The organism is Arthrobacter pigmenti (assembly GCF_011927905.1).
GTDB lineage: Bacteria > Actinomycetota > Actinomycetes > Actinomycetales > Micrococcaceae > Arthrobacter_D > Arthrobacter_D pigmenti.
In genome coordinates this window covers 941,408-968,317 of sequence record NZ_JAATJL010000001.1, presented here as the reverse complement: position 1 = coordinate 968,317, position 26,910 = coordinate 941,408, and the positions used below count along the sequence as shown (strand labels likewise).

21 protein-coding genes are annotated in these 26,910 nt (G+C 63.5%); 8 read left to right on the top strand and 13 right to left on the bottom strand.

What is annotated here, in order from left to right; translation table 11 throughout:
- Positions 1-8 precede the first annotated feature (8 nt).
- From BJ994_RS04485 to BJ994_RS04465, 5 genes are all read right to left on the bottom strand, one after another.
- Positions 9-5,825, bottom strand: coding sequence for an Ig-like domain-containing protein (locus BJ994_RS04485; protein ID WP_167991900.1), 5,817 nt, complete (start codon positions 5,823-5,825; stop codon positions 9-11).
- Between the two features lie 434 nt (positions 5,826-6,259).
- Complete coding sequence (locus tag BJ994_RS04480) at positions 6,260-7,342, bottom strand: adenylate/guanylate cyclase domain-containing protein (protein WP_245192403.1); 1,083 nt, start codon at positions 7,340-7,342, stop codon at positions 6,260-6,262.
- 89 nt (positions 7,343-7,431) lie between these two features.
- Positions 7,432-8,010 (bottom strand): PH domain-containing protein, encoded by a 579-nt coding sequence (locus BJ994_RS04475; RefSeq protein WP_167991897.1) that lies wholly within the window; start codon positions 8,008-8,010, stop codon positions 7,432-7,434.
- Positions 8,011-8,052: 42 nt separating this feature from the next.
- Positions 8,053-8,937 (bottom strand): biotin--[acetyl-CoA-carboxylase] ligase, encoded by an 885-nt coding sequence (locus BJ994_RS04470; RefSeq protein WP_167991893.1) that lies wholly within the window; start codon positions 8,935-8,937, stop codon positions 8,053-8,055.
- 257 nt (positions 8,938-9,194) lie between these two features.
- Entirely contained in the window at positions 9,195-10,043 is an 849-nt protein-coding gene (locus BJ994_RS04465; protein ID WP_167991891.1) for an SDR family oxidoreductase, read from the bottom strand.
- Positions 10,044-10,285: 242 nt separating this feature from the next.
- Between BJ994_RS04465 and BJ994_RS04460 the strand changes: the two genes are divergently transcribed.
- Both BJ994_RS04460 and BJ994_RS04455 read left to right on the top strand, forming a co-directional pair.
- Entirely contained in the window at positions 10,286-11,938 is a 1,653-nt protein-coding gene (locus BJ994_RS04460; RefSeq protein WP_245192251.1) for an acyl-CoA carboxylase subunit beta, read from the top strand.
- Positions 11,935-12,159, top strand: a complete 225-nt coding sequence (locus BJ994_RS04455; protein ID WP_342450282.1) for an acyl-CoA carboxylase subunit epsilon — start codon at positions 11,935-11,937, stop codon at positions 12,157-12,159. Before BJ994_RS04460 ends, BJ994_RS04455 begins: the two co-directional genes overlap by 4 nt.
- Here BJ994_RS04455 and BJ994_RS04450 read toward each other — a convergent pair.
- Together BJ994_RS04450 and BJ994_RS04445 are read right to left on the bottom strand one after the other, a co-directional pair.
- Positions 12,156-12,830 (bottom strand): hypothetical protein, encoded by a 675-nt coding sequence (locus BJ994_RS04450; RefSeq protein ID WP_167991889.1) that lies wholly within the window; start codon positions 12,828-12,830, stop codon positions 12,156-12,158. The genes BJ994_RS04455 and BJ994_RS04450 overlap by 4 nt on opposite strands.
- 67 nt (positions 12,831-12,897) lie before the next feature.
- Positions 12,898-14,163: a serpin family protein gene (locus BJ994_RS04445; RefSeq protein ID WP_245192250.1), complete on the bottom strand. Its 1,266-nt coding sequence runs from the start codon at positions 14,161-14,163 to the stop codon at positions 12,898-12,900.
- Positions 14,164-14,316: 153 nt separating this feature from the next.
- On the opposite strand from BJ994_RS04445, the gene BJ994_RS04440 reads away from it, so the two are divergent.
- Both BJ994_RS04440 and BJ994_RS04435 read left to right on the top strand, forming a co-directional pair.
- A complete protein-coding gene (locus BJ994_RS04440; RefSeq protein ID WP_167991877.1) occupies positions 14,317-16,032 on the top strand; it encodes a DUF885 domain-containing protein in 1,716 nt (571 codons plus the stop codon).
- A gap of 287 nt (positions 16,033-16,319) precedes the next feature.
- Positions 16,320-17,558, top strand: coding sequence for an IS110 family RNA-guided transposase (locus BJ994_RS04435; RefSeq protein WP_167991874.1), 1,239 nt, complete (start codon positions 16,320-16,322; stop codon positions 17,556-17,558).
- A gap of 101 nt (positions 17,559-17,659) precedes the next feature.
- On the opposite strand, the gene BJ994_RS04430 is transcribed toward BJ994_RS04435, so the two are convergent.
- Complete coding sequence (locus BJ994_RS04430) at positions 17,660-18,418, bottom strand: hypothetical protein (RefSeq protein ID WP_167991872.1); 759 nt, start codon at positions 18,416-18,418, stop codon at positions 17,660-17,662.
- Positions 18,415-18,948 (bottom strand): RNA polymerase sigma factor, encoded by a 534-nt coding sequence (locus tag BJ994_RS04425; RefSeq protein WP_167991869.1) that lies wholly within the window; start codon positions 18,946-18,948, stop codon positions 18,415-18,417. Before BJ994_RS04425 ends, BJ994_RS04430 begins: the two co-directional genes overlap by 4 nt.
- A 177-nt stretch (positions 18,949-19,125) precedes the next feature.
- On the opposite strand from BJ994_RS04425, the gene BJ994_RS04420 reads away from it, so the two are divergent.
- From BJ994_RS04420 to BJ994_RS04410, 3 genes are all read left to right on the top strand, one after another.
- Positions 19,126-19,836: a CHRD domain-containing protein gene (locus tag BJ994_RS04420; RefSeq protein WP_167991866.1), complete on the top strand. Its 711-nt coding sequence runs from the start codon at positions 19,126-19,128 to the stop codon at positions 19,834-19,836.
- Between the two features lie 204 nt (positions 19,837-20,040).
- Positions 20,041-21,432: a cation:dicarboxylate symporter family transporter gene (locus BJ994_RS04415; protein ID WP_167991863.1), complete on the top strand. Its 1,392-nt coding sequence runs from the start codon at positions 20,041-20,043 to the stop codon at positions 21,430-21,432.
- 77 nt (positions 21,433-21,509) lie between these two features.
- On the top strand, positions 21,510-22,136 hold the full coding sequence (locus tag BJ994_RS04410) for a Maf family protein (RefSeq protein ID WP_167991861.1): 627 nt from the start codon (positions 21,510-21,512) through the stop codon (positions 22,134-22,136).
- On the opposite strand, the gene BJ994_RS18525 is transcribed toward BJ994_RS04410, so the two are convergent.
- On the bottom strand, positions 22,133-22,321 hold the full coding sequence (locus tag BJ994_RS18525; protein ID WP_425339401.1) for an FAD-dependent monooxygenase: 189 nt from the start codon (positions 22,319-22,321) through the stop codon (positions 22,133-22,135). The genes BJ994_RS04410 and BJ994_RS18525 overlap by 4 nt on opposite strands.
- Before the next feature lie 166 nt (positions 22,322-22,487).
- Complete coding sequence (locus BJ994_RS04400) at positions 22,488-22,865, bottom strand: serine/threonine protein phosphatase (RefSeq protein WP_167991856.1); 378 nt, start codon at positions 22,863-22,865, stop codon at positions 22,488-22,490.
- A 181-nt stretch (positions 22,866-23,046) separates the two neighbouring features.
- On the opposite strand from BJ994_RS04400, the gene BJ994_RS04395 reads away from it, so the two are divergent.
- Positions 23,047-24,846, top strand: coding sequence for an acetyl/propionyl/methylcrotonyl-CoA carboxylase subunit alpha (locus tag BJ994_RS04395; RefSeq protein ID WP_167991854.1), 1,800 nt, complete (start codon positions 23,047-23,049; stop codon positions 24,844-24,846).
- Between the two features lie 161 nt (positions 24,847-25,007).
- Here the strand turns inward: BJ994_RS04395 and BJ994_RS04390 are convergent, their stop codons facing one another.
- Positions 25,008-25,652, bottom strand: a complete 645-nt coding sequence (locus BJ994_RS04390; protein WP_167991852.1) for a hypothetical protein — start codon at positions 25,650-25,652, stop codon at positions 25,008-25,010.
- The gene (locus BJ994_RS04385) at positions 25,649-26,863 is read right to left on the bottom strand and encodes a serine/threonine-protein kinase (RefSeq protein WP_167991850.1); all 1,215 of its coding nucleotides are present in this window, start codon (positions 26,861-26,863) and stop codon (positions 25,649-25,651) included. The genes BJ994_RS04390 and BJ994_RS04385 overlap by 4 nt, the downstream gene beginning before the upstream one ends.
- Positions 26,864-26,910: the final 47 nt, after the last annotated feature.

The following is a 26,910-nucleotide window of genomic DNA, read 5'->3' as shown; positions in this document are numbered from 1 at the left end:
TCAAAGGTTCAGCATCGGGGCAGTTCACTCTCCGACGGTGAGCCAACGGTCGTGTGTCCAGCGTCGATATACCGTCCTACATTCCGTGGGCCGGCCACGATCCGATACCAGGAACCAGACTTGCCGTAGCCATCGGTATGCGTGATCCAGCACCCAACCGTAAATTCATGCATGTAGTAGAACCAGGGCGGGTTGTTCCCTCCAACGCCGTCGCAGGTGTGCCTACTGGTGTCGTATGTAGCACGGTCGGCAGGATCAGTGCAGCTTCTTTCCATGCCATTATTCAGACGAGTCCGCAGTTCCCGTGGCGCGGGAGCACCACCGGCGTGTCCGGTAACCTGCTTGCTTCCGGCGCACTGGCCCGTGGAATCGCACGTCTGGAACTCGAGCGTTACAGATTTGCCCCAGTCATCAGCGGGGAAGCTCGCCTTGCCGGACTTACCGCCGTTGACCCATCCGAGATCCGGTGCGAGATGCCGATAGCGCACATAGTCCACGGCGCGACCGTTGTCTGCGGGGGCGGACCAGGTGAAGTGGACCTGTCTGTCGCCGCGGTCGCTCGTTCCCGAATCGGCATTGGGCTGCCGCGGTTGTCCAAACGGGACCACAGGATTGGAAGGTTCACTGTCGGGTCCGGGGTAATTGGAACCGTCGGCTGTGGTGACGGCGCGGATGACTGCTGTGACGCGGGTTCCGTTGGGGAATCCGCCGATTTCCTGGCCGTTGCTCACCCGTAGTTGGCGTCCGTCGCTGAAGGTTGCCTGGTAGCTGACTTCGGAGGCTCGTGCACCGTTGCGCTGGGCGGGAGTAAGTTCATTGAACTCGATACGCACGTGCTCACCGTTACCGCCCGTGCGGGTTTCGATCAGTCGTGGTGGTGCCGGTGCGGCGGGGGCTCCGACTGCTCGTCGTGGTGCGGATTGCGCCCCGTACTCGGTCCAGCCGGCTTTGTTATAGGCCCGCACGGAGTAGCTGTAATCGGCTTCAGCGTTCGGGACAACGATGGTCTGTTCAGAGGCCTGGACTTCGGGCAGGGTACGGATGAGGTTCCCGCCCTGGAATTCCTGGACCTGGTACTTCGTCACGGGTGCACCGTTCGGGTTTACATCCGCCCAATCGATGACCAGCTGGCTCTCATTACCCAGCGACTGGGCCCGTGTAGTGGTCGGCGCCGGAGGTGTCCCGGGCAACCCGGCAGGGGTCTCCGCAGCGGAGTAATCACTGAACTCCGACGGTTCCGGGGCAGCGTTACGAGCCTGCACCCGGACCTTGTAGGCGGTACCGTTTTCCAGGCCTTCCCACGTCAGCGGGCTCCCGGACGCGCTGCGCTGCACCGCACCATTGGGTGGTGCCGGGGAAATCTGCAGGTCATACCCCTCGATCGGGGACCCTTCATTGGCCGGTGGAACCCAGTTCACCGTCAATGCTCCGTCTCCGAATACCAGGGTCGGCGGTGCAGGCTGCGCAGGTTGGGTATCCGGGCGTGCCACAGCGGATTCCGGGGACGGATCGGAGGTGCCGATAGCGTTCGTGGCGGTGACCGTGAACACGTATTCCACGTTGTTCGTCAACCCGGTCAGCGTGCACGTGGTCGCCTGGCATTCCTGGGTAAAACCGTTATTACTCGTGACCGTGTATCCGGTGATCGGGGACCCGTTATCGGCCGGTGGATCCCAGGACAACACGACGGACTTATTCCGGGTGCTCTCCACCACCGGGGTCGAGGGAACACCGGGTTCGCCCTTCACGGTCAACACGATCTGCCCGGTAGCGAGCCGTGAAAGCTCGCCTGTTTTATCCTGCACCGTGTACTCCACCGTCATGGTGCCCACAAAAGACTCACCCGGGGTCACCACCACCGAGTCGCCCTGCTGGGACACACTGCCGTTACCGTCAGCGATCACATCGATAATCTGCAGCGGCTCCTCAGGGAACGGATTCACATCATTGCTGAGCACATCCACCGTCACCGGTTCTCCCTGGACCGCTTCCGGAACCTCGTCGTCATTGGCGACCGGCAACGGCCGGGACGAGGCAAGGACCGTCAACGCGACACTGCTGGTAGCGGTTTCCTCACCATCACTCACGGAAATACCCACCGTGCCCGCGGTCCCGACCTGCGTACCGTCCTGCGCCGCAACACTGAGCACGGAACCTTCGAAAGACACATCGAAGCCCGCCGGCACGTCCCCGGTCAACGAAAACTCAAGCACGTCATCCGGGTTCGGATCCGCTGCCAACCCGGCCAGATCCAGGGTCACCGCCGGCTCCGCGATAGCAACCTCCAACGACCCGGACTCAAGCGTGGGCGGGAAATTACGGTCCTCGTTCGGGATCACGTTTATCAGGACCGTCAGCGTCGAACTCAACCCTTGCGGATCATCCGGTCCCGTACCGTCAGTGACTTCGAACGTGATCGAACCCTTACCCGCGTAATCAATATCCGCCGCGTAGCGCAGGTTGCTGGGGTCAACCACCCACTCATTGACGTTGCTGGTCCCGATCGCTGAAACCTTGTCCTCGACCGTCAGCCGTGGGCTCCGACCCTCCCGGACCTCAACAAGCTCACTCAGATCAAGGGCCAGTTCCTCCCCCGCCGTCACATCTATCGGAGCATCACTGATCAACGTCGGATACTGCTCGCTCAACCCCGGCACCCAAATCACCGCCGTCGCTAAACCACCATCAATGTCCTCGACCGTATACGGGACAATCTGGGCGTCCTCAGTCAGTTCCACCCGGACCACGTTCTCGGCACCGACACTGGCACCGACATAAGCCGGATCAACCGTGACATCCAGATCCTCGGAAACCCCATCCGGGTCCTCATCATTCTTCAACACCGGAACATCAACAGCAGTCTGGCCCCGCGTCTCTTCCCGCTCCACCCGGTCATCACGGGCAATCGGCAACAACAACGGAGCGTTCTGATCCACCGTGACACTGATGTTCCCATTCGCCGTCCCACCGCGGCCGTCCTGGATGCCATAACGGACACTGAAGTCACCCTCGGCCTCCGGTGCACGGAACACCACCCTGCCCTCAACAACCTCCGGGCCCATCTCCTCGGGAGACGCGCTCACAGCCTCGGGATCCAACGAGATCGGATCCCCGTCCGGGTCAGAATCATTGCGTAACGCATCAACAGCGATCGCACGCCCCGGCCGCAAAATCACCCCATCATTGACCGGCACCGGTAACTGGTTAGCCTCCGCCGCAGGAGCGATCCCCACCTGCACGGTTCCCGTGTTTTCCAAACCCAACCGGTCCCGCACCGTATACGTAAACGTATCCGTCCCAGCACCCGTAGCCGAGGCCGTGAAATCAATATAGTTCGGCCCCGGCACCGCAGCACCCATCCCAGGTGCAACATCGATCCCAGCCAGGAACGACGAGTCACCATCGGCATCAATGCCATCCAACGGGACCGGAATCCGCACGGTGGATCCCGCGATCACCCGGGCATCAAGGTTCTTCGGCACCGGCGGAGTGTTCGGCGCATCCAACGGCCGGATGTTAATCCGCACCTCCGCCGAGTCCGTCTGCCCCGTGCTATCCATCACCTCGTAAATGGCGTACACGGTCTTCGCAGTATTCCCGGCCACGAACCGCAACGTGTTCTCCGACGCGAAGATCCGCCCATCAGCAAGATCAATCCCCTGCGCCAGCACCGGGCTCAACGTCAGCTCATCCCCATTCGGGTGCGTGTCATTCTCCAAAACCGGGATATTCACCACATCCCCGGCACGCACCGTCACCTCATCCGCGTTCGCCTGCGGCGGCAAAAGCGTCTGGGGGCCCTCCACCGACAACACACTCACCTCACCGGTAGCAGTCGCCGTACCATTGGAAACCGTATAAGTGATGGTCGTCTGCTGGTTCAGGCCGCGGACGTCATGGATGCGAAGAACATTGTGATCAAGCACAGCCACCTCAAGAGGTGAGTCCGCGGGGACATCCACGGACTGAACCACCAGCACGCCACCAGTCGGATCGCTGTCATTCCCAAGCACATCCACCAGCACGTCACCATTTCGAGGCAACAACGCCACATCACGGACAGCGATCGGAGCACCCTCAGCACCCTCAGCCTTCGCATCCACCCGGATCAGACCACTGGCACTCTGCGGCCCATTCGTCACCAAATACTCGACGTAATACGTCCCCGCCGCCTCCGGAGTGAAAGCAACCGTCCCCGTGTCGTAATTCGGGGTCAGCGCTGCCTCACCGCCGGTAGCCTCCGCCTTGGCCAGACTCAACTGCCCACCGGCAGGATCCAGATCATTCTGCAACGGAGTCAACTGCGACTCCTGCCCCACCGTCGCCGTGAAATGATCGAAATTCACCACCGGCGCCAGCGTTCCAGACGCCCGAACATCAAAACTGATCACACCGGAAACCTCATCGCGGCCATCAGAGACCACAATGTTCACTTCCTTCACGCCCTGGCCCTTGCCGACATCCCGGAACGTCAACAACCCATCCGAACGGGTCCGCACCTGATCGCCGTCGGGCGTGGGCTCCGCGCTGACCAGGAACAAATCATCACCATCAGGGTCCATCCAACTGGACAGAATGTTCTGACTGACCGACTTCCCCTCTTCCACCAAAATCTTCGTCGGCCGCAAAGGCGTCGGCGGCTCATTAGACTCCGCACCCCGCACATCAACACTCACCTCAGCCGAATCGCTACCACCCCGACCATCAGCAACCTCATACGAGAAAGTATGGTTCCCCACCGGCGCATCCGCCGGCACCACAACCTGCAACCCCGCACCGTTATAAATCGGCTGCACACTCCCCGCAGCAGGCTGCTCACCGGTCAACGTCGCGGTAAGCAAATCACCATCCGGGTCAGTGTCATTAGTCAACACATTCAAAATCGTGGTCCGCCCCGCACGCGCACCATAGGAATCATCCTCAGCCACCGGCGGACGGTTCTCACCACTACGATCCGGCAGCGTATTCACCGGATTCTCACTGGCCGATTCCTCATCCTCCTCATCGGAGTCCTGCTTCGGCGGAATAATGTCACCCCAGTTATCCACCAACTGCATGTTCTGCAACACCAACCACACATCACCGGCATTGACATCATTGAGCACAACCACACTCCGGTTCACCCGGAAAACCAGCTCCGACTCCGCCCCCAACTCCGGAATCTCCTCACGACGATCACCAGCATCATCAACACAATCCCGCACATACACCGCCGCCCCAGCCCACGCCGCATGCACACAACCATCCAACTGCACCGGAGCCGCAGGAACCCCATTACCCTCCAACGCAGTAACCACGGGTTCACCACCACCAAGAGACTGCTTGATCAACGACGTCGGCGTCGCCACCACCACAAAATCCGCAACCGGCCCACTCTGCTGAAGCTTGCCATCTTGTCCGTCCGGGAGAACAACAACCTCACCACCAGGCAAAACAAGCTGCCCCGACTCACCATCGAACACCACAACCTGATCACCCACCGCCGCGACCTGCACATCACCGAAACTCTTCAGCGCCTCCGACTCCACAACCTCAAGCTCTTCATACGTACCGTCCACGGCGACCACATACGTCGAAACGGTCCCCGCACCAGGATCAGCAACAAACACCCGATCATTCGACGACACCGCCGCGACCACACCCGCCGCACCGGTCACCACCGGCTCGACCTCCTGATCACTGAACGCACCAAGATTCTGCGTCGTCGTAATCCAAACAGACCCACCAGCCCGATCCGTCACTACCGCAGTGCTCCCACCCATCGCGACCACAGCAGAACCCGGCAACTGAACCTCAGTACCACGCACCACATTCGCAACATCCACCGGACTGACCTTCGACTGATCAGAATTAACATTAAAAACAGTGGCCGCATCCTGAAGAACGTCAAAACCATCACTATTCGCCGCATACCCGCCATCAAGCAGACGCGACTGATAATTCAAATGACCCACCATCCCCGTATTACGGTTAGTCACCCACACACCACCATCGTTCAGATCCACCTCAGCCGTCGCGAACCCCGGATACAACAACGCACCACTGACCACAGCCACAACCACCGCCGAAACGGTAGAAACAGAAACTGCTCGCTTATGCCTGGCACCGAACCGACGAAAACCGTTCAAAAGCTTCACAAAATTCCCCGACAAAGACACTGGATGGACCGGCCCCCACACACGGAGGCGAAAAGGCCAATACTTGACCGATTAAAGTGTTACACGACCACGCAACCCAAAAAGCCCCCACCCATGGGCAGTCAGTCCAGAATCAGACCGTCGCCGGTTCCCCGGGCGAGCGTCACCGGGTGCACCTCGCCGAAGCCGCGCACCGTCCGCGCCTTGTGCGGCATCAGGACAAAGCGTTCGTTGTCCCGCAGCGTTGCCGCTGTCGTCGCGTCAATCAGTACCGTTCCCGGCTCTGCCAGGGACGTCAGCCGGGCAGCAAGGTTGACGGTAGGACCGTAGATGTCCCCGAGCCGGGACAGGATCCTGCCCCACACCATCGATACCCTCGCGGATGGCAGGAGCTCGTCCTCCGTGAAGGCTTTGGCCAGGGCGAGGGATATCTCAGCGCCAGCCTCGGGAGTCTCGGCGATGTACAGCACTTCGTCGCCAATGGTCTTGACCAGGCGACCGCCGCCCACAGAAATGATCTCGGCGCACATGTTCTCGAACCGTTGAACCAACTGCGCGAGCGTCCGCTCGTTCATCTGCCGGGACAGGCTGGTATAGGACACCAGGTCTGCGAATCCCACGGCGCGTGCCAGCGGCAGCGGAGCGTCATCCTCTGTCCCTGCCCGTCCTGTCTCGCTTGATGCGAGACCGGCCTCCGCACGGACGGCCAACCGCTGGACAGCGGCGTTCAGCTGGCGGCGCCAGGCGTAAACGAGGGTCTTTTCCAGCGGGTCAATGAGCTGTGGAAGTTCCGCGACGAGGTTCCGGCGCGCGGCGGCGTCGGTGATCCCACGCTGGACCACCATCTCCTCTACCAGCGCCTCAATCTGCCACACGACCATGCGGTCGGTCATCTGGCCGATCGCACGCGTAATCGAGATCGCCGCTGATTCGGTGAGCTGCTCCTTGCGCACCAGCTCAATAATGGTGGTGAGAGCCTCCATGTCCTTCTCGGTGAACGCGACGTCGTCGTCCCCGATGTTGGGAAAGCCCATGGCACGCCAGAGCTTGCGTGCGGACAGAAGGGACACGCCTGCACCCGAGGCGACCTCGCGGCGTCGTAAGGTGCGTTCGGCGCCAAGGAGTTCGATTTCGAGTTGCCGGATGGTGTCCCGGTCCAGTGTGTCCGGTGCCGGTGGGAGGGCCGCGCGGTTGAGGATCGGCATGGACAGGGTCAGCGGGTTCTCCTCACCCTCGGACAAATCTCCTGAGGCCACGCCCACTTCGGTACCGTCAGTGCCGCTGCTGGCGCTCATCACCACTCCTGTTCCGTTCCGCGAATGTCCGCCCTGTCCATCGGCTCGACTTCCATATCTACACCATCGAACATGGCGGTCAGTGGGAGGTCGCTGATCGCGGACACCATGTACTGCTTGAACGTCGATATCTGGGGAATGTTCGGGAACCCGATCATCCTGTCCCTGCCAAGGTCAAAAACGAGTGTTCCGCCTGCCGTCATCCTTTCGACCAACGTCTGCTCGACGATGATCTGGAAGATTCCCGTGAGCCTGACTTCGCGCTCACTGCGGCGGGTGAAACCGGCCCGCCGGATCAGCCGCCGGCTCGTCAGGATGTAGCGGGTACCCGCCCAGTTCAGCAATGGGACCACGAACACACGCAGAATCAGCAGGCCGGCGATCACGAGGAACGCCGTGAGGAGGGCTGGTTCCCAGGGCAGCCACCCGGGCGGTAGCTGTACACGGCTGTACCAGCCGAGGCCGTATCCCGTCACCGCCAGGATCAGCAACGTGGCGACGAACCGCCCGAACAGCCGCCGTGGGTGCGGCCTGGTGCGGACCACAACATGCTCACCGGGTTCGAGCTTTATGCGCATGCTGCAACCCGCTCCCTGTGGGCGCCCAAACGGTCCATGCGTCTAGGAAGGCAGCGGACGCAGGTGGACGACGTCGCCGGCAGCGACGGTGTGCCGCTCGCCGTCGTCGTCGCGCACCACCAGCGCACCGTGGGTGTCGAGGTTCATGGCCCGGCCGGTGATCATGGTGCCATTCGGCAGTTCGGCCCGTACGTCCTGTCCGAGGGTGACCATCCGGTCACTGACCCGAGCGAGCAGCGATTTGCCGTCCGTCCACGGACGGGACTCATCGCCGTCGACCGCCGTGAATTCCGCATACGAATCCGCGAGCCGGCGCAGATAGGCCTTCAAAAGGACGTTCCGGTCCGTGGTTGTGGCGTACTCGAGCAGGAGGCTGGTCGCGTTCGGCACGGGCAGTTCCTGGTCGGTGAGGCTTACGTTCACACCACAGCCGACGACGACGGCGGGCGGCGCCCCGTTGGCCCCGGGGACCAGTTGCGCCAGGACGCCGGCGAGCTTACGCCCGTCCACGTGGACATCGTTGGGCCACTTGAGTTGCGGACTGACTTCGGTGCGCTCCTCAATGCTCTCCGAGAGCGCGAGCGCAGCAAGAAGCGATAACCATCCGTAGCTCTGGGTGGGCAGCGGACGACCGGTCTTTGTGCGGGGACGCAGCAATACGCTCACGATCAGCGACGAGCGCTCCGGCGCGGTCCACTTCCGCTCCAGCCTGCCCCGACCGGCTGTTTGCTCTTCTGCCGTCAGGACACTCAGATCGGGCCAGCCGGCGGCGTCCTGTTCAGCGAGGCGGACTAGGTCGGTGTTGGTTGACCCTGTTGCCTCCACCAGTTCCAGTCTCGCGAATTGCCCTCTTGGACTGCAGAGGGCCTCGCGCAGCCCGGCCTCGTCAAGGCCCGGGCGTTCAAGGCTGGAGTAGCGGGATGTCATCCTCTAAGCGTACTGGGCGAGGGTCCCGCGCCGAGCGAAGCGAGGTGTGGGAGGCCAGGAGCGCTATCGGCAGGGACCCGGTGTGAGCGTAGCGAACCCCGGGGGGCCGGTAGGCGCGTACTGGGCGAGGGTCCCGCGCCCACATCGTTGCACCTAACCGGCGGATCCGTCGCCTTTGCGCGGAGGGGGCTGGTTGGAACCCATGTCCTCTGCATGCACTCAACGGATTCGTTGAGTGCATGCAGAGGAAGCGGGCGCTACAGGAAGATATCCGGCACCAACCGGTCTTCCGGTGCTCCGAGACTGTAGCCGGTGAAGTCGGCTAAGCCTTCCTGTCGGAGCACCTCCTCGTCAGTAAAGAAGTTGCCGGTGCACTCCCGTGCCGGCCGGACCAGCACTGCGTGCGCCGCATCCGCAACGATCTGCGGACTCCGCGCGGCCTGGACCAGATCTCCGCCTCCGGGCATGGCACGGATCGCGGCGGTATCGATGAGCGTGCGCGGCCAGAGCGAGTTGACGGCAATGCCCGCACCGCGCAGTTCCTCGGCGAGGCCCAGCGTCGTCAGGCTCATCCCGTACTTCGCCATGGTGTACGCCAGGTGCTTACCGGCCCACTTCGGGTCCAGGTTCAGCGGCGGCGACAGCGTGAGGATGTGCGGGTTGGCAGATTGCCGCAGGGCAGGCAGCGCCAGCTTGCTCAGCAGGAAAGTGCCGCGCACGTTGATGTCGGCCATCAGGTCGTACTTCTTCATCGTCACGTCGTCGGTACTGGACAGATCTATGGCGGAGGCATTATTGACGACGACGTCGATGCCGCCAAATTCGGCGACGGTCGCCGCCACGGCGGTCGCGACGTCGTCGTCGTTCCGCACATCGCCCACAAGGGCGAGGGCGCCCCCTCCCGCTGCACGGATCTGCTCCGCCGCGGTATGGACCGTACCCTCAAGCCGGGGATGCGGCACACCCGTCTTCGCCATGATCGCCACGTTTGCCCCATCAGCGGCTGCACGCAGGGCGATGGCCAGACCGATGCCCCTGCTGCCGCCTGACATGAGAAGGGAGCGCCCGCGGAGGGTGCCTGATTCGGAAGCGCCATTGCCTGTCATAGGGGAAACCATAAGCCCGGAACCGGGGGCAAAACCTAATTGTTACTCACGGGTAACTTCCGTGCGGCGACTAAGTCTTTCCAGCGGTTGTTGTAGGTGTTCTACAGCTACGGGGTCCATTTTGCTTACTAGACTGTCCAAAGAGCCCGGTTCTTTGTGGGAAACCTACTTAACGTGTTGGTCAGGCAGGTTGAATAGGTTTCCCCTGGAGCCATAACCCGAACCCAATCCGAAGAGACTCGATGCAACCCGAAACGCTTCCCCTCGACCAGGCTTCCATCCCGCAGGCAACCGGCTCTGCTGCAACCGAAAGCGCTCCGGACCTGCACACCACTGCGGGGAAGCTCGCCGATTTCCGGCAGCGCCAGGAACGTACCCTTGCACCGTCCGGCCCTGAAGCGATCCAGAAACAGCACGCCCGTGGCAAGGGCACAGCCCGCGAGCGCATCGACCTGCTCGTGGATCCGGGGTCATTCGTGGAGTTCGATGCCCTGGCCGTGCACAGGTCAACGGCGTTCGGCATGGAGAAGAAGAAGCCGCTCGGGGACGGCGTCGTGTCCGGCTACGCCACGGTGGACGGTCGCCAGATCGCCATCTACAGTCAGGACTTCACCGTGTACGGCGGATCGCTCAGCCAGGTCAACGGCGAGAAGATCGTCAAGGTCCAGGAATTCGCGCTGCGGAACGGCTGCCCGCTGGTGGGAATCAACGACGGCGGCGGCGCGCGCATCCAGGAGGGGGTGGCTTCGTTGGCGATGTTCGCTGACATCTTCCGGAACAACGTGCACGCCTCCGGTGTGGTCCCGCAGATCTCCCTCATCATGGGCCCGTGTGCCGGCGGCGCAGCATACTCCCCCGCGCTGACGGACTACGTGGTGATGGTGGACAAGAGCTCGCACATGTTCATCACCGGACCGGACGTCATCAAAACCGTCACCGGTGAGGACGTCGACATGGAAACCCTTGGCGGCGCACGACAGCACAACTCAACTACGGGCACCTCCACCTACCTCGCATCCGATGAGCAGGATGCCATCGACTTCGTCCGCGAGCTGCTCGACTTCCTGCCGTCCAACAACCTCGCCGAGGCCCCGCTGACGGAGTTCGCCGAGGACCTTGAGGTCAATGAACTCGACGCTGACCTGGACCACCTGATTCCTGACTCCGCGAACCAGCCGTATGACATGCACACGGTCATCCAGGCCGTTGTCGACGATGGCCACTTCCTGGAGATGCAGTCGCTGTACGCCCCGAACGTGGTGATCGGCTACGCGCGCGTGGAGGGCCACACCATCGGGATCGTCGCGAACCAGCCCATGCAGTTCGCGGGCACGCTGGACATCGCAGCCTCGGAGAAAGCGGCGCGCTTCGTCCGGCATTGCGATGCCTTCAACATCCCCATCCTCACCCTGGTGGACGTTCCCGGTTTCCTTCCCGGCAAGGACCAGGAGTTCAACGGCATCATCCGCCGCGGCGCCAAGCTGCTTTATGCCTACGCCGAAGCGACAGTGCCAAAGCTCACGGTCATTACCCGCAAGGCCTACGGCGGCGCGTACATCGTGATGGGCTCCAAGAAGCTCGGCGCGGACATCAACCTCGCCTGGCCCACGGCGCAGATCGGCGTGATGGGTGCCCAGGGTGCCGTGAACATCCTCTACCGCGGTCATTTGAAAGCAGTGTCCGACGCCGGCGGCGACGTTGACGCGGCCCGCACCGAGGTGATCAACCAGTACGAGGAAGAGCTCCTCAACCCCTACCAGGCAGCACAGTTGGGCTACGTGGACGCGGTGATCGCACCATCCGACACACGCGTGCAGATTGTCCGCGGCCTGCGGGCGCTGCGTGACAAGCGTGCATCACTTCCCGCCAAGAAGCATGGGAACATCCCGCTGTGACCACGGCTACCGAGGAAAACAACCAGCCGTTGTTCCAGGTTGTTGCGGGGAACCCGACACCGGAGGAACTGGCGGCACTCGCCGTCGTCGTGCTTGGAATGCAAACCAACGACGACGGCGGTACCAGGCCAGCGGCGCATCGCACCTGGATCCGGCGCGACCAGTTGCGGCTCGGCCCCCGGCCGGGTCCGGGTTCGTGGCGCCGGAGCGCGCTCCGCTAGCTCGTGGCCGGTCCTCGGCCGCGCTCCAGGGCACGCGCCACCTGCTCCTCGATGCGATTCACGGCGCGGTCGGGGAGCACAATCAGCCCATCCAACTCCCGGCGTGCGCGGCGGTAGGCGGCCTGCCGCTCGGCTGGGCTTGCCGCCGCATCCACCGCTATGTTGATCAGCTTCCTTGCCTTCGCCAGGCGCTGCCGCTCGACATCTGAGAAGCTGCCTGCCCTGATCCGCCGCGCTTCGGATTCGGCTACGCTGAACGCCACTTCATAGTCATTCACCGCTGCCCGGTACTCTGCGCACCGCTCGGCGCTCACGGAATCCGGGTTTGCCGGACGGAGGGCGTCGGCCTCCCGCTTGGCCCGCAGGAACGCTACGGTGAGCGGTTCCCGGACGTCGGTCATCATCGGGAAGTCGATGAGCTTGCCCACGTCCAGTTCGTAGTCGAGCCACTGCTGATTCACTGCATCATGGGTGCCCATGAGCGCTTTGACCTCGTCGGGTTGAGTCTGACTCGTCTGCTGGTTCTGATAGCGGATTTTGTACAGTTCAACCTTCCGCTTGTGCCTGCGCTTACTGGCCTTCGACAACGAATCACCCCAGGCGGCGAATGCTCCGCTCAACGGAAAGATCAGCCACCAGTAATCACCGGCGAACTCCAGCAACGGCTCCACCGTTTCATCCTATTCCGCGAGCGGCGGTTGGGGCGGCCGGATCCGAAGCTGGCGGCGCAGTGCTTCGCTAACCTTCTCCGACAGTGGGATCCATCACCGTTCCGAGGAACATCGGCATTCCGGTTTCCTCGTGGAGGATCTGGTAGAGGAAGGGGCGGTCGAAGACGATTTCAACGTCGGTTTCGGGCGCGCCGCTCTCCTGCATCGAGATCTGGGTGACTGCCGATGCGACGGTGCCCTTCTCTGCCACAGTGATATTGGCTGCCTGGGCGACGCCCTCGACGAACAGATCAGCTCCCATGCCCGTGTAGTCCGGTGTCAGTCCCATCGCTTCGTCGAGCCCCATGCTGATGAGCATCTTCTTGAGGTCGAGGTCATAGGCGTGGTCCCACGAGGGCAGCGTTAAGTCGACCATCGTCTCGGGAGCTTCGTCGAAAGTAGCATCGATGTCGGCGAGCGCCGCCTGATCCATCGCCGGCGGGCGACCTTCCTCCGGCAGGACCAGGCGCATCACGAACCCGTTGTTATAGGGCAGGTCGATGCCCTGCCAGCCGTCTCCGGCGGCGTACTGGATGCGAAGCGTTGTGTGCATAAGATCGGCTTGAACCGGACCGTCTCCTGTCGTGAATGTTCCCTCAACCGTGCTGGTCGGATCAAAAGGGTTGGCCCATGCAGCGGCGAAGTACACAGTATTGATGATGTTAAGGACGGTGTCCTGGGAGGGCTTAATCGGTACCTCCTCGATTCGGCCGCCGGTGTGCTGGTTCACCCAGGCATTCATGGCTTCGAGCGCGCTGCTGCTGCTGTAATCCACCGGGTAAACACCGACTCCGTAGTGCTGGGCGAGGGGTTCCAGAAAGCCGTCCGCCAACTCGAGGTCCTCCGCGACAAACAGTCCGTTCGCCAGGTGCAGCAGCGGCTCCTCCGGCGGCTCTTCGTCATCAACCGTACCGGGATCGCCGTCGTGCTGGGCCCATTCCGCGAGCAGGGCGTTCATTGCCGCATCCCGGTGTTCCGCGGGGAAGCCGAGCACGCTGTCCAACTCGTCCGCCGTCGTCGTTTGCGCCCCGACCCGCAACATGGCCAGCGCGGCCAACGCACTGACCGGGCTGGTGACCTGGTTGGCCTCGGGCTTGACCGCGAGCATTTCCGCCCCCAGCCGGTAGGCCGATGATCGCAACGCAGCTACGGCGTCGGGATGATCGTCCAGGCCAACCGCCTGGCGGTCCACCTCAGCCATGCGCTGTTCAGGGGCAGCCGCGCCGCACGCTGTCAGTAACAGCGCCTCTGCAGCAACAACTGACGTAACGAGCATCCTCCGCGCAATGCCCATGCTGTGCCCCCGGTAGTTTGGTGTGTGCTGTTCAACCTAGGGCCGCGCGGTGTTCGCGCACCAGCACGGGAGGAACACAATCCGGTCACGATACTGTCCACAGGCGCAGCGCTCTGTGGCCCCGAGCAACAGTGGGCCGCTAGGCTCGTAGACGTGACCAACGAGACTTCCACCACAGACCTGACCGCCGAGGCTCCTACCCGTGCCCAGACGGCCATCGACGCCGTTGCCGATGCCCACACCGACATGCTGCTGCAACTGGACCCGGGCTTCGCCACCACGCTTGGCCTGCCCGGCCATGAAACCGAGTACCGCGACTACTCTCCTGCCGGCCTCGAGGCGTTTGCTGAAGCAACCCGGGAGACGCTTGAGCGGCTCACAGATCTGGAACCTACTGACGACGTCGACGCCGTCACCCTGGACGCGATGCGGGAACGCCTTGGGCTGGAACTCGAGATCCACGCCACCGGCCGCAGCCTCGCGGACCTGAACAACATTGCCTGCCCGGCACAGGAAATCCGGGCGATCTTCGACCTCATGCCCACGGACACTCCGGAACAGTGGGGCCACATCGCCGGGCGGCTCTGCAATATCCCTGATGCCATTGGCGGGTACATCACCTCGCTGCGGGAAGGCAAGAACCGCGGCATCGTCGCAGCTGCCCGCCAGGTACGCATCGTCATCGGGCAGACCACTGCCTATGAGGCAGACGGCGGTTACTTCGACGAGTTCGTTGCCGGCGCCCGCGCCAAGAACGGCGCCGAGTTGCCCGAGTCGGTGCGCAACGAACTCACCGCGGGAGCAGAAGCCGCCCGCAATGCGTACCGTCAACTGACATCCTTCCTTGAAGAGGAGCTCCTCCCGGAAGCACCCGAGAAGGACGCCGTTGGTCGCGAGCACTATGCACTGATGTCCCGGCTGTTCCTCGGTTCGGCTGTTGACCTTGAGGAGACCTACCGGTGGGGCGTCGAAGAGCTGGACCGGATCATCGCGGAGCAGGAAGCCGTGGCGAACGAGATCAAGGAGGGCGCTTCCATCGAGGAAGCGATCCGAATCCTCGATGAGTCTCCGGAACGCCAACTGCAGGGCACGGACAACCTTCAGGCGTGGATGCAGGGGCTGTCGGACAAGGCTGTGGCTGAACTCGCTGACGTCCACTTCGACATCCCGGACATCATGCGCCGACTCGAGTGCATGATCGCGCCCACCCAGGAAGGCGGGATCTACTACACCGGCCCCAGCGACGATTTTTCGCGCCCCGGCCGCATGTGGTGGTCGGTGCCCGAGGGCGAGGAATCCTTCACCACCTGGAAGGAAACCACCACCGTCTACCACGAGGGTGTTCCGGGGCATCACCTGCAGGTCGCCACCGCCACCTATCAGCGTGGCCTGCTCAACTCCTGGCGCCGCAACGCGGTCTGGGTTTCCGGCCACGGTGAAGGTTGGGCGCTCTATGCGGAACGGCTCATGGAGGAACTCGGATATCTCAGTGATCCGGGAGACCGCCTTGGCATGCTCGATGCCCAGCGCATGAGGGCTGCCCGCGTGGTGTTTGACATCGGCGTGCACCTGGAACTCGAAGTCCCGGAGCGCTGGGGCTCAGGCACATGGACTCCGGATGAGGGTTACGAGTTCCTGAAGAAGAACATCGCCATCAGCGAGGGGCAGTTGAACTTCGAGTTCAACCGCTACCTCGGCTGGCCGGGGCAGGCACCGTCCTACAAGATCGGACAGCGGCTCTGGGAGCAGATCCGCGACGAGGTGAAGGAGCGCGAAGGCGAGCACTTCAACCTGCGCGCCTTCCATACCCGCGCGCTGAATCTCGGCTCAGTCGGTCTGGATACACTGCGCCGGGCACTGCTGAGCTAGCGGTTCAGCGTCGCTGACGCGCCGTGGTGGTAGAAAGTCGTCGTTGGCTCGCCTTAGGCTCTGGTTCCGGTAGGTGGTTAGGCGGATCATTGAGGTGTCTGCCACGGTCGACGCCGGTCCAAGCTTGGTGCTGTAGTTGAGCCTGTGAGCTAGCGTGGCGTGGAGGACTTCCACGGGAACCGTGGATTGTTGCCGGTGAGCACGAGTGTTAGATTCCTGAATTGATTTCCCTGTCCTCCCCGCGGCAGACACCAATTATCGAGTTTAAGGGTGTCAGGAGAATCATCATGGATATCGTGCATGACCGGGCGGTCGGGATGGATATTTCCAAACGCGACGCGAAGGTTTGCCTGCGGGTTCCTGGTAAACGGGCCGGAACATTCACCACGACGGTGACCAGTTGGGGTGCAACAACCAGCCAGATCCTGGCACTTCGGGACTTCCTGGAGGCCGAGCATGTGAGCACGGTGGTGATGGAAGCGACCAGTGATTACTGGAAACCGTTCTTCTACCTGTTGGAGGAAACACTGCCCGTTGTGCTGGTCAATGCGAAAGCGGCCCGGAACATCCCGGGACGTAAGACCGATGTCTCCGACGCGGCGTGGTTGGCCCAATTGGCCGCGCACGGGCTTCTGCGGGCATCGTTCATTCCACCGGAGCCCATCCGGGAGTTGCGGGATCTGACCCGCACCCGCTCCATTGCCATCAGGGACCGGACTAGGGAAATCCAGCGGCTGGAGAAGTTCCTGGAAGGCTCGGGCATCAAGCTTTCCTCCGTGGTCTCGGACCTGACCGGGGTCTCCTCCCGGGCCATGCTCGAAGCCCTCATCAACGGCGAACGGGATCCGCAGATCCTCGCGGGGCTGGCCAGAGGAACGCTCAAATCTAAGATCCCCGAACTCGTCGACGCCCTCACCGGTCGCTTCAAGGAACACCACGCGTTCATGGCACGGCTGCACCTGGATCAGATCGACGCCCAGAGCCGCAGCATCGACGCCCTCACCGAGCGGATTGAGGAGGCGATGTCACCCTTTCGCGCAGCCAGGGAATTCCTGGCCACCATCCCCGGAGTGTCCCAGCGCGTCGCCGAAGTGATCATCGCCGAAACCGGTGCGGACATGACCGTCTTCGAAACCCCCGGACGACTCGCATCCTGGGCCGGGGTCTGTCCCGGATCCAACGAATCCGCCGGCCGGATCAAATCAGCGCACATCCTGCCCGGCAACAAGTACCTCAAAGCCGCCCTTGGTACCGCCGCACTCTCCGCTTCCCGCAGCAAAAACACCTACCTTGCCGCCAAATACCGGCGCATAGCCGCCCGCCGCGGACCCATGAAAGCCATCGTGGCGCTACAGCATTCCATCCTCACCGCGGTCTGGCACGTGCTCGCCGACGGCGAATGCTACGCAGACCCCGGGCCCGACCACTACACCCGGCTGGACCCGGCCAAAGCCAGGAACAAAGCCATCAACAAGCTAAAAAGTCTCGGCTACAACGTCACCATCACCCCGGGAACCGCAGCCTGACTCACCTTACTTTCGTATTAGCTACTTAGGGGAAGTTTCGTGCAGTTGTGGCGACGTACGACGTCCGGAAGTCGCCGCAGCTGCACGAAACTGTCCTCCGGCTAAAGGTCCGGGAGGGTCGATGAGGCCACCACTTCACCGGTTACCCTGCGGATCTCCAGCGCAGAGACGTCCTCGCGCATAACCGCCGCGTTCATTCGGCAGGTGACAGTCTGCTCCGATCCGAAGAAGGTTCCTGATGTCAGGTCTCGGCCGTCTTCACTCACCAGCACCACTTCGTAGGAATCACCCACTGTAAGGCCATCCACTTCGAGCACCGTTTCTGTGCCCCAGGTGTGCGCCACCAGCGAAGCGTCGAAAGAAGCCCCTTGCTGAACACGGGAAAAATCAACGTCTTCGACGGCGCCAAGCGTTCCAGGGGGACCACCGGGGGGCGCCTGCAACGCATTGTTGATAGCGATTCCTCCCAGCGCCCCGACCACGAGCAGGCTGGCTGCTGCGGCCGTGCTCATCAGTGCAACTCGGCGTCTACGGTGACGGTGGGACGTTGGTGGCGGCACGTGGTCGCCATCCGTGGCATGGCGTGCGGCAGGAACGCCGTGCCCGTCGCCGGCGCGTTCCGGCTTCTCTGTTGTCGCGGCGAAAACCCTTCCGGCTAGTCCTGGCGGGAGGTCCTGGTCCGTCCAAACGAGTTCTGACCGGTCAAGCCGCTCCGCTACGCCCTGCAGGGCCTGGTACTCGCGCCGCAGACGAGGGTCAGCGGCGCATGCCCGGTCGAACTCACGCCGCTCCGCTTCTGTCAGCTCACCCGCCAGGGCAGCGCCCATCAGCTCCTCGCGGCGCGCTTGTTCATTTGTCACTTGTCCTCCTCCCTCAATACTTCCCGCAATGCCTTAAGGCCGTAAAACATCCGTGTGCGTAGCGTTGCCACCGAAATTCCGCTTCGCTCGCTCAACTGCTGGTAGCTCATACCGTTCAGTTGCACGGCAACAATTACTGCGCGATGCTCCGGGCTCAACTGCGCCAGGCCGCCATAGAGCACAATCCGATCGTCCACCTCTCCCGCCTCAATGAGAGCAGCGGTTTCGCTCTCCATCCGATCGCCCGTTATCGGCGTCGGTCGGCGGGCCCGGGCCTTTAATTCATCGACGACGACGTTGCGCGCTATCGCAAAGAGCCATGACCGCTCCGAACCGCGCTCGGAGCTGTACCTCTCACGCGAACGCCACGCCCGGACGAACGTCTCCTGCACACAGTCTTCTGCGACTGAGGCGTCCCGGGTGCTGTTGTATACAAAACCGTAGATCGCCCGGGCGTGTTCGGCGAATGCCTTCGGCGCGTCGAACCCCGCGGTTTGGCTGAGCACGCGGGCCGCCCCTTCCTCGCTCATCGTCCCAAGCATAACTACCGCCCATTCGCGAACAGATCCTCAATAGGGTTACTGCCAAGGACTGCGCCGCGTTCACCGGACGGGCAAAAAAAATCAGGATGAACGAAACGGCCGGGTCATAGGTATTCCCTCGTACGGCGGCACCGGCTCCCGGCGCTGCGTATCGAAAGGGACATCATGCAAACCACCAAGACACGCATCGCGGCTTTCGCAGGAGTCGCCGCAGGGACCGCTCTGCTGGCCGTAACCGGGGCGGCGCCGGCCAACGCCGAGACCGCGGTTGACCGACCCGACAGCTTCACGAGCTATTACACGGTCTACGCAACCCCGGATCAGGTGATCGGCCCGGACGGCGCACCTGCACCGGGTGAGCCTGGGGCCACCGGCGGTTTTAACTTCATGATCAACTCCGATTTGGAGATCATCTGTTACGAGATCACTCTGAACGGTGTCACACCGCCATATCAAAGCGCAGCAAAGACAGCAACGCATGTTCACGAGACTGCTGCGGGCTCAAACGGACCCCCACGGTTGGCGTTCCCGAATCCTGAGGGCGACGGCGTGCTCACCAGTTCGGGATGCCTCCAGGGTCCCTTCACTACGGGACTTGAGGGGGACGACGGCGCAGATACCGGAGAGGGATTCTCGCTGAAGGAAATCGAAGCCAATCCCGGCGGCTTCTCCGCCGACACCCATACCTCGGCTTACGTCCCCGGTGCGGTACGCGGCCAATTGGCATCAATGCCGGTGGGAGGCGCTGATACTGGTGCCGCTGTCGTGGCGGATGACGGCGCGGCAAATGCAGCTTCGCCCCTTGCCCTTGGCATCCTCGGTGCAGCAGCGCTCGGGACCGTTGTATTTATGCGCTCCCGCAGCCGCCTCGACTGAGGAGGCCACGCTGAAACCTGGCAGCCGCGACACATTTCATGATCGCGGCTGTCAGGTTTGTCACGCGCGTTGCTGGAATAAGATCGCGCTTCCGCACGATGACGCCTGAAGCTCATAGAAGCCCCTTCGCATGACCTTCTTGCTCGCCGTAACATTTCGCAACGGTCACTTTCTTTGCTATGGGAGCGGGTCTACGGTTTCTGGGTGACTTCAGAAACCTCCGCTCCCGCCTCCCGCAGGCTGCCCCGCTGGGTGACCTCCTTCGGCCCCCAGATCATCGCCGCACTCATCGTGGGCCTCGCGCTTGGCCTCCTCGCCAAGTACACCGGCCACACCGAGGACTCCCCCAACGCCCTCGGCACCACGCTGGACACCATCGGTTCGAGCTATGTTGCGCTGCTGCGCGCCGCCGTTGTGCCGCTCATCTTCACCGCCGTGGTCAGCTCCATCACCAACCTCCGCGCCGTCCACAACGCTGCCCGCCTGGCTGGCCAGACGCTGCTCTGGTTCGCGATCACCGCGCTGATCGCCGTCATCATCGGGATGGGGCTTGGTACCATCTTCCAGCCGGGCGCCAACACCAATGCCACTGCTCCGGATGAGTACACTGGCGGCACCGGTGACTGGTGGGCGTTCCTGCAGGGCCTGATTCCGGTGAACTTCCTCGGTCTTGAGGCTTCCTCGAGCGTTGACGACGCCGGTGCAATCTCCACCGGGCTCAGCTTCAACGTGCTGCAGGTGCTGGTTGTCGCCGTCGCCGTCGGAATCGCCGCCCTCAAGGTGGGCAAGCCCGCCGAGCCGTTCCTGAACTTCAACGCCTCGGCCCTCGCTGTTATCCAGAAGGTGCTGTGGTGGATCATCCGCATCGCTCCGATCGGTACCGTCGGGCTCATCGGTAACGCGGTCGCCGTCTATGGCTGGGACACCATCGGTTCGCTCGGCAAGTTCACGCTCGCAATCTACGTGGGCCTTGCCCTGGTGCTGTTCGCGGTCTACCCCATCCTGATCAAGACCAACGGGCTCTCCGTGAAGCAGTACTTCTCGGGTGCCTGGCCTGCGATCCAGCTTGCATTCGTCTCGCGGTCCTCGGTCGGCACGCTTCCCCTGACACAGCGCGTCACCGAACGGAACCTCGGCGTCCCCCGCGGCTACGCATCCTTCGCGGTGCCGCTGGGCGCCACCACCAAGATGGACGGCTGCGCAGCGATCTACCCGGCCATTGCCGCAATCTTCGTCGCCCAGTTCTTCGGAATCCAACTCGACTTCGGCCAGTACCTGCTCATCGCGCTGGTTTCGGTTCTCGGCTCCGCAGCCACTGCGGGCACCACGGGGGCCGTCGTCATGCTGACCCTGACCCTGTCCACTCTGGGACTGCCGCTCGCGGGCGTCGGCCTGCTGCTCGCGGTGGACCCGATCCTGGACATGGGGCGTACTGCGGTGAACGTTGCCGGGCAGGCACTCGTCCCGACGATCGTCGCCAAGCGCGAGGGACTCCTGGACACGGACCTGTACAACGCCAAGCGCACCGGTGATCCGTTCGTGGACGACACCCCGACCACGCAGGACGCACCCGAGCTTGCAGGAGCGAAGGCCTAACCTGTTGCACACGGAAAAGGGGCTCGGCATCAGGCCGGGTCCCTTTTTCGTCTGCCACAACAACTAGGCTGGTCCGCATGACTGTTCGGCTCATCCTCGCTTCCGCATCCCCGGCCCGCACCAAACTCCTGGCTGAAGCGGGCATCGCCCATTCGGTGCGGGTCTCGGACGTGGATGAAGACAGGGTCACCGCTGAACACGGAAATCCAAGCCCCTACGACACTGCCCAGCTGCTTGCCCGCGCGAAAGCCGAAGCCGTCGCAGCCCTCCCGGAAGCCCACGGCGCCCTGATTCTCGGTTGCGATTCCGTCTTCGAGTTCGAGGGGGAAGCACACGGCAAGCCATACGAGCCCGAAGTCGCCCGCGCTCGGATCCGGCGGATGTCAGGCTCGCACGGAACCCTGCACACCGGCCATTGGCTGGTGGACACACGGGACGCGAACGACGCCGGATCCGGCACCGGCGTGGGCGCCGTCGCCTCCGCACAGGTGCACTTCGTGGAACTCCAGGACGCCGAGATCGAGGCGTACATTGCCACGGGTGAGCCGCTGAACTGCGCCGGCTCCTTCACCATCGACGGACGTGGCGGGGCCTTCATCCAGAAGGTCGACGGCGACCCGCACGCCGTCGTCGGCCTCAGTGTTTCCACCCTGCGGGAGCTGCTGCGAAAGGCCGGAGTGGAGCTCACCTCGCTCTGGAACTAACCCCACGGTGCAGGCCGCAAAGTATTACTGAGGTGCTTCCCAGGACAGGGCCGCACCTCCTGCAGCGATGTGATCGCGCCCTGAACCGTGGTCGGCGGCATTGCGTGCGCCGCGTCGCCGATCAGCACCGTCCGCCCATTAACGTAGGTCTTCAGGCTGGGAGCACTGGTGCGTCGAACGCGCATCAGCCACTTCCCATGCCGGTCCTTCGTTCCGGCCATCTGCACCCGATAGCCAAGGCGGCGCGCTGGTTGTTCAAGTCCCAGCGCTGCCAAGTGCCGACAAGCCGTTCGCAGTAAGGACGCTTTCGGGATTCCGCTGTCGTGACGCGACTCCGGCGGAGAGGTGCGGCTACGCTGACTGACCGGTCTGCACAAGCCGGTCGGTCGGGAGAGGAAGATCGATGGTCTCCGTGAGGTCGACCGATTTGGCGATGGTGCCCGGCATAGCCCGCGCCACCGATATTGAGTCGCGTCGGATCTCGCAGATGAGCACTTTTTCCTGCTGCCCGTCACGTATGAGCCACCAGTCCTCCGTGAACATGCGCAAGCCCAGCTCATCGAGTAGGTTCTCGGCTTCGTCAAGATCCATAGGCTCAGCACGCTGGCGGTGAAGGAGGTCAAACGGCACAAACCGGCCGTCCTGGGTCAGGTTGATATACCCCACATGCTCACCGTCCGATGAGCGCAGGTGGTCGAAAGTGTTCTGCGCCGGCAGTGGAGTAACCATGCAACTCACTATAACTGCGCTCCTACCGACGCCGGGCGGACCGCAGCGGAACGCCACCTGACACCCCTTTGTAGCTTCCCTACAAATAATCGGCTGACAACACGGGGAATCGTCATCATTTATGGGCAGTTGCGACAAAACCGCGCTAGGCTCCCAACAGACCAAAGGAGCCTTACACCCTATGAGCGAGTCGTTCACGCGCGCGCAGACATCCGCGCCCGCACACGTCACCAAAGTCCTGATCGCCAATCGCGGCGAGATCGCCGTTCGTGTCATCCGGGCGGCCCGGGACGAGGGCATCGCGTCGGTAGCGGTCTACGCTGATCCGGATCGCGATGCACTCCACGTGCGGCTCGCTGACGAGGCGTTCGCGTTAGGCGGCAACACCGCCGCTGATTCCTACCTCCTGATGGATCGAGTGCTCGACGCCGCCGTCCGAAGTGGTGCCGACGCCATCCATCCGGGCTACGGCTTCCTCTCCGAGAACGCCGAGTTTGCGCAGAAAGTGATCGACGCCGGACTCACCTGGATCGGTCCATCACCATCCGCGATCGCCCAGCTCGGTGACAAGGTCCAAGCCAGGCATATCGCCGAAAGAGTAGGTGCCCCCCTGGTTCCCGGGACCGAGGATCCGGTCGAATCGGTCCAGGAAGTGCTCGACTTCGCGGACCAGCACGGCCTGCCGTTAGCCATCAAGGCGGCCTACGGCGGCGGCGGACGCGGCATCAAGGTGGTGCGCTCACGGAACGAAATCGCTGAAGCCTATGAATCCGCCGTCCGCGAAGCAACGGCTGCCTTCGGCCGCGGTGAGTGCTTCGTTGAACGGTTCCTAGATGCACCGCGCCACGTCGAAACCCAGTGCCTGGCGGATGCCCACGGTGACGTCGTCGTCGTTTCCACCCGCGACTGCTCGTTGCAGCGGCGCAATCAAAAGCTGGTCGAAGAGGCGCCTGCGCCTTTCCTCACCGATGAGCAAAACGCACGCCTGTACGAGGCATCGAAGGCGATACTGAAGGAAGCCGGTTACCAGGGGGCAGGAACGTGTGAGTTCCTGGTCGGCCAGGACGGCACTATCTCCTTCCTCGAGGTGAACACCCGGCTCCAGGTCGAGCACCCGGTGTCCGAAGAGGTCACGGGCCTCGACCTGGTCCGCGAACAGTTCCGCCTCGCCCGCGGCGAGGCACTCGGCTACACCGATCCGCAGGTGCGAGGGCATTCCTTTGAGTTCCGTATCAACGGCGAGGACGCAGGCCGCAATTTCATGCCGGCACCCGGCACCGTCCGGACGCTCAAGCTTCCGACCGGTCCCGGCGTCCGTGTTGACTCCGGCATCGAGGCGGGCGAGGTGATCGGCGGAAACTTCGACTCCATGCTGGCCAAGTTGATCGTCACCGGTGCAACCCGCGAGCAGGCCCTCGCCCGATCCCGCCGTGCCCTCGAAGAAATGCTCATCGACGGCATGCCCACCGTCCTTCCCTTCCACGCCGCCGTGGTCAGCGACCCCGCCTTCGCTCCGGCCTCCGGCAGCTTCTCGATCCACACCCGCTGGATCGAAACCGAGTTCAACAACACGATTGCTCCGTGGAGTCCGTCGGGTACGGCGGACGCCGTGGCGGACGACGAAAACCGGCAGCGCGTCACCGTCGAGGTGGGCGGCAAACGGCTGGAGGTCGTGCTGCCTGCCGGGCTGGGAACGACCAACGGAAAGCCCTCCGGAAAGCCGAAGAAGGTTGCCCGTTCCCGTGCAGGAGCTGCCTCCGCGGCGAGCGGTGATGAGCTGACCTCTCCCATGCAGGGAACCATCGTGAAGGTTGCTGTCAACGACGGTGACGAGGTCTCAGAGGGCGATCTCATTGTGGTGCTCGAAGCCATGAAGATGGAGCAGCCCCTCACCGCGCACAAATCCGGTACCGTGTCGGGGCTGAGTGCAGCACCGGGCGATACGGTCTCTGCGGGCGCCGTGATTGCCGCGATCAACTAGCGCGTCGGCGGCGCGGATGACCCCGATGGCGTCTGACATCCGTGAGTCCGGTTCGGCGCCCTCGTGCAGGGTGGCTGACCGGAAGTAGCAGTGTCCTGTCAATCTGCATGCTGCAGAGGCTATCGCGGTACGGACGGCCACGACAGGTCTGAGACGCAGGATCAGCCGTCGCCGCCCCTGCCCCGCCCGCGGCCGCGGCCCTTACCGCCGTCGTCATCTTCATCCTCGCCGACGTCCACGCGATCGTCGTCGTCAGGCTCCACCGCAGGCTCTGCCTGGGCGTCCGGCAGCACCGGATCGGAATCGTCCTGGTCTGCTCCCCCGTCGCCACCGTTGTCATCAGTCGCGCCGTCCGGAACAGCGGGTGCCGGCGGGTCAGGCGTAGGAACGGGCTCCGGCGTGGGAACGGGCTCCGGCGTCACGGTGCGGGCGGGCGCCGAGGGCGCTGACGGCGCGGGTTCCCGGGGCTGCGCAGGTTGGGCGACGGGGCCGGGAGTGCCGACCGGCGCCGGCGCAGCACCCGAATCCGCGAGCACCGAGATCAGTCCGTCTATTCGCTGCAGGATGAGCGCCGCACGCTCCTCACTGATTTTTCCGTTCGCCTCCGCGATCCGCACCCGGTCTGCAAGCGTCCGCGCTGCCGCAGTGGCATCTGCGGTGTCACCGCGCGCAGCCTGCACCGCAAGCTGCTGCACGTCCACCTGCAGTTCATCCGCAAGATCGTCGGAGAGCGCCGGTTGTGAGCATCCGCCCAGCAGGATCGCCGCCGCGACTGCGGCCGCACACACCCGGAGGTACGCGCTCACGGCTGCACGCTCTCATACAGGTCCTCAAGCAGGTCACCGATGGTGCCCGGTATCGAGGGAAGCGGGGCCGGCACCGGCTGCGCACTGAGCAGGGAGATGACGACGACGCACGCAAGCGCCAGCGCCGCCAGGAGTACGACGGCGATGACCACCCGGGCCGACGGGCGCGCTCCTGAAACCGGAAGCGGTGCTGCGAGCGGGGCCCGCGGTGCGTGCTCCACCGCGGCCGGGACCGTCGCTCCGGCCGTGCGGGCCCCGGGGCGCGACTCGCGCGTTGGCGGCGGCGCCGTCGTCGTCGTCGTCGTGAGGGTTCCCGGTGTGCCGACGTGCGGTGTGGGCTCGGTAGGACCCGCGAGGAGTACGGCGGCGAGGGTCGGGGCGTCCCGGGGTGAGACTGCCGGGTCGAGCGCTTCCAGGGTTCGTACTATGTCGGCGGCGGTCGGTCGAGCGGCGGGATCGTCGAGGGTCATCGCCACCAGCAGTCCGTGCCAAAGCGGACCGAAGGACTCGGGGACGACGGGTGCCCGGCTGATCCGGGCGAGCGCGCTCTCCAGGCCGGTGCCGGGGAAAGCGGGCTCCCCGGTGAGGCACTCGATGAGCACCAGGCCGAGGGCGTAGATGTCCGTTGGGGCGCCCACGGACATGCCACGCGCCTGCTCGGGGCTGAAGTAGGTTGCGGTTCCGATCAGGCTTCCCGTGGCGGTCACCCGACTGCTTTCAAAGAATCGGGCAATGCCGAAGTCCGTGAGTAGATAGCTGAATTGGCCGTCCGAAACCTCGCTGTGTCGGATCAGTACATTCGAGGGCTTGATGTCGCGGTGCACAATCCGCCGGCCGTGAATGTAGTCGAGAGTGCGGGCAATGTCCCGGCCCGCCGTCGTCGTGCTCTCAGCTGATAGCGGACCCTCGCGGAGCAGCGCGCCGAGGTCGGACCCGCGGATGTACTCCATGACGAGGTAGGACGGGCCGTTCGCCGCGCCTTCAGCGTCCATGTCCAGCACGCGCACCAGGCCGGGGTGATGTAGCGCGGCCAGCATGCGGGCTTCGCCCGAACCGCGTGCAACCCCTTCGGCTGAGCCGCGGCGGAACATCTTTACTGCTACGTCGCGGCCGAGCCTCAAGTCCCGGGCGCGATAGACGTCCGCCATCCCTCCGGCGCCGATCACCCGGTCGAGCAGGTATCGGCCGCTCGCGAGCGTTTCCTGATTCATTCCATCCGCTTCCACCGAGAAGGATCCTGAGAATGAATTCTTGCTTG

What these genes read in the sequence shown, in the direction of transcription:
- BJ994_RS04480 (WP_245192403.1), bottom strand. Translation starts at nt 7,342, where the DNA reads ATGCCGATCCTCAACCGCGCGGCCCTCCCACCGGCACCGGACACACTG.
- BJ994_RS04475 (WP_167991897.1), bottom strand. Translation starts at nt 8,010, where the DNA reads ATGCGCATAAAGCTCGAACCCGGTGAGCATGTTGTGGTCCGCACCAGG.
- BJ994_RS04470 (WP_167991893.1), bottom strand. Translation starts at nt 8,937, where the DNA reads ATGACATCCCGCTACTCCAGCCTTGAACGCCCGGGCCTTGACGAGGCC.
- BJ994_RS04465 (WP_167991891.1), bottom strand. Translation starts at nt 10,043, where the DNA reads ATGACAGGCAATGGCGCTTCCGAATCAGGCACCCTCCGCGGGCGCTCC.
- BJ994_RS04460 (WP_245192251.1), top strand. Translation starts at nt 10,286, where the DNA reads ATGCAACCCGAAACGCTTCCCCTCGACCAGGCTTCCATCCCGCAGGCA.
- BJ994_RS04445 (WP_245192250.1), bottom strand. Translation starts at nt 14,163, where the DNA reads ATGGGCATTGCGCGGAGGATGCTCGTTACGTCAGTTGTTGCTGCAGAG.
- BJ994_RS04435 (WP_167991874.1), top strand. Translation starts at nt 16,320, where the DNA reads ATGGATATCGTGCATGACCGGGCGGTCGGGATGGATATTTCCAAACGC.
- BJ994_RS04425 (WP_167991869.1), bottom strand. Translation starts at nt 18,948, where the DNA reads ATGAGCGAGGAAGGGGCGGCCCGCGTGCTCAGCCAAACCGCGGGGTTC.
- BJ994_RS04420 (WP_167991866.1), top strand. Translation starts at nt 19,126, where the DNA reads ATGCAAACCACCAAGACACGCATCGCGGCTTTCGCAGGAGTCGCCGCA.
- BJ994_RS04410 (WP_167991861.1), top strand. Translation starts at nt 21,510, where the DNA reads ATGACTGTTCGGCTCATCCTCGCTTCCGCATCCCCGGCCCGCACCAAA.
- BJ994_RS18525 (WP_425339401.1), bottom strand. Translation starts at nt 22,321, where the DNA reads ATGCGCGTTCGACGCACCAGTGCTCCCAGCCTGAAGACCTACGTTAAT.
- BJ994_RS04400 (WP_167991856.1), bottom strand. Translation starts at nt 22,865, where the DNA reads ATGGTTACTCCACTGCCGGCGCAGAACACTTTCGACCACCTGCGCTCA.
- BJ994_RS04395 (WP_167991854.1), top strand. Translation starts at nt 23,047, where the DNA reads ATGAGCGAGTCGTTCACGCGCGCGCAGACATCCGCGCCCGCACACGTC.
- BJ994_RS04385 (WP_167991850.1), bottom strand. Translation starts at nt 26,863, where the DNA reads ATGAATCAGGAAACGCTCGCGAGCGGCCGATACCTGCTCGACCGGGTG.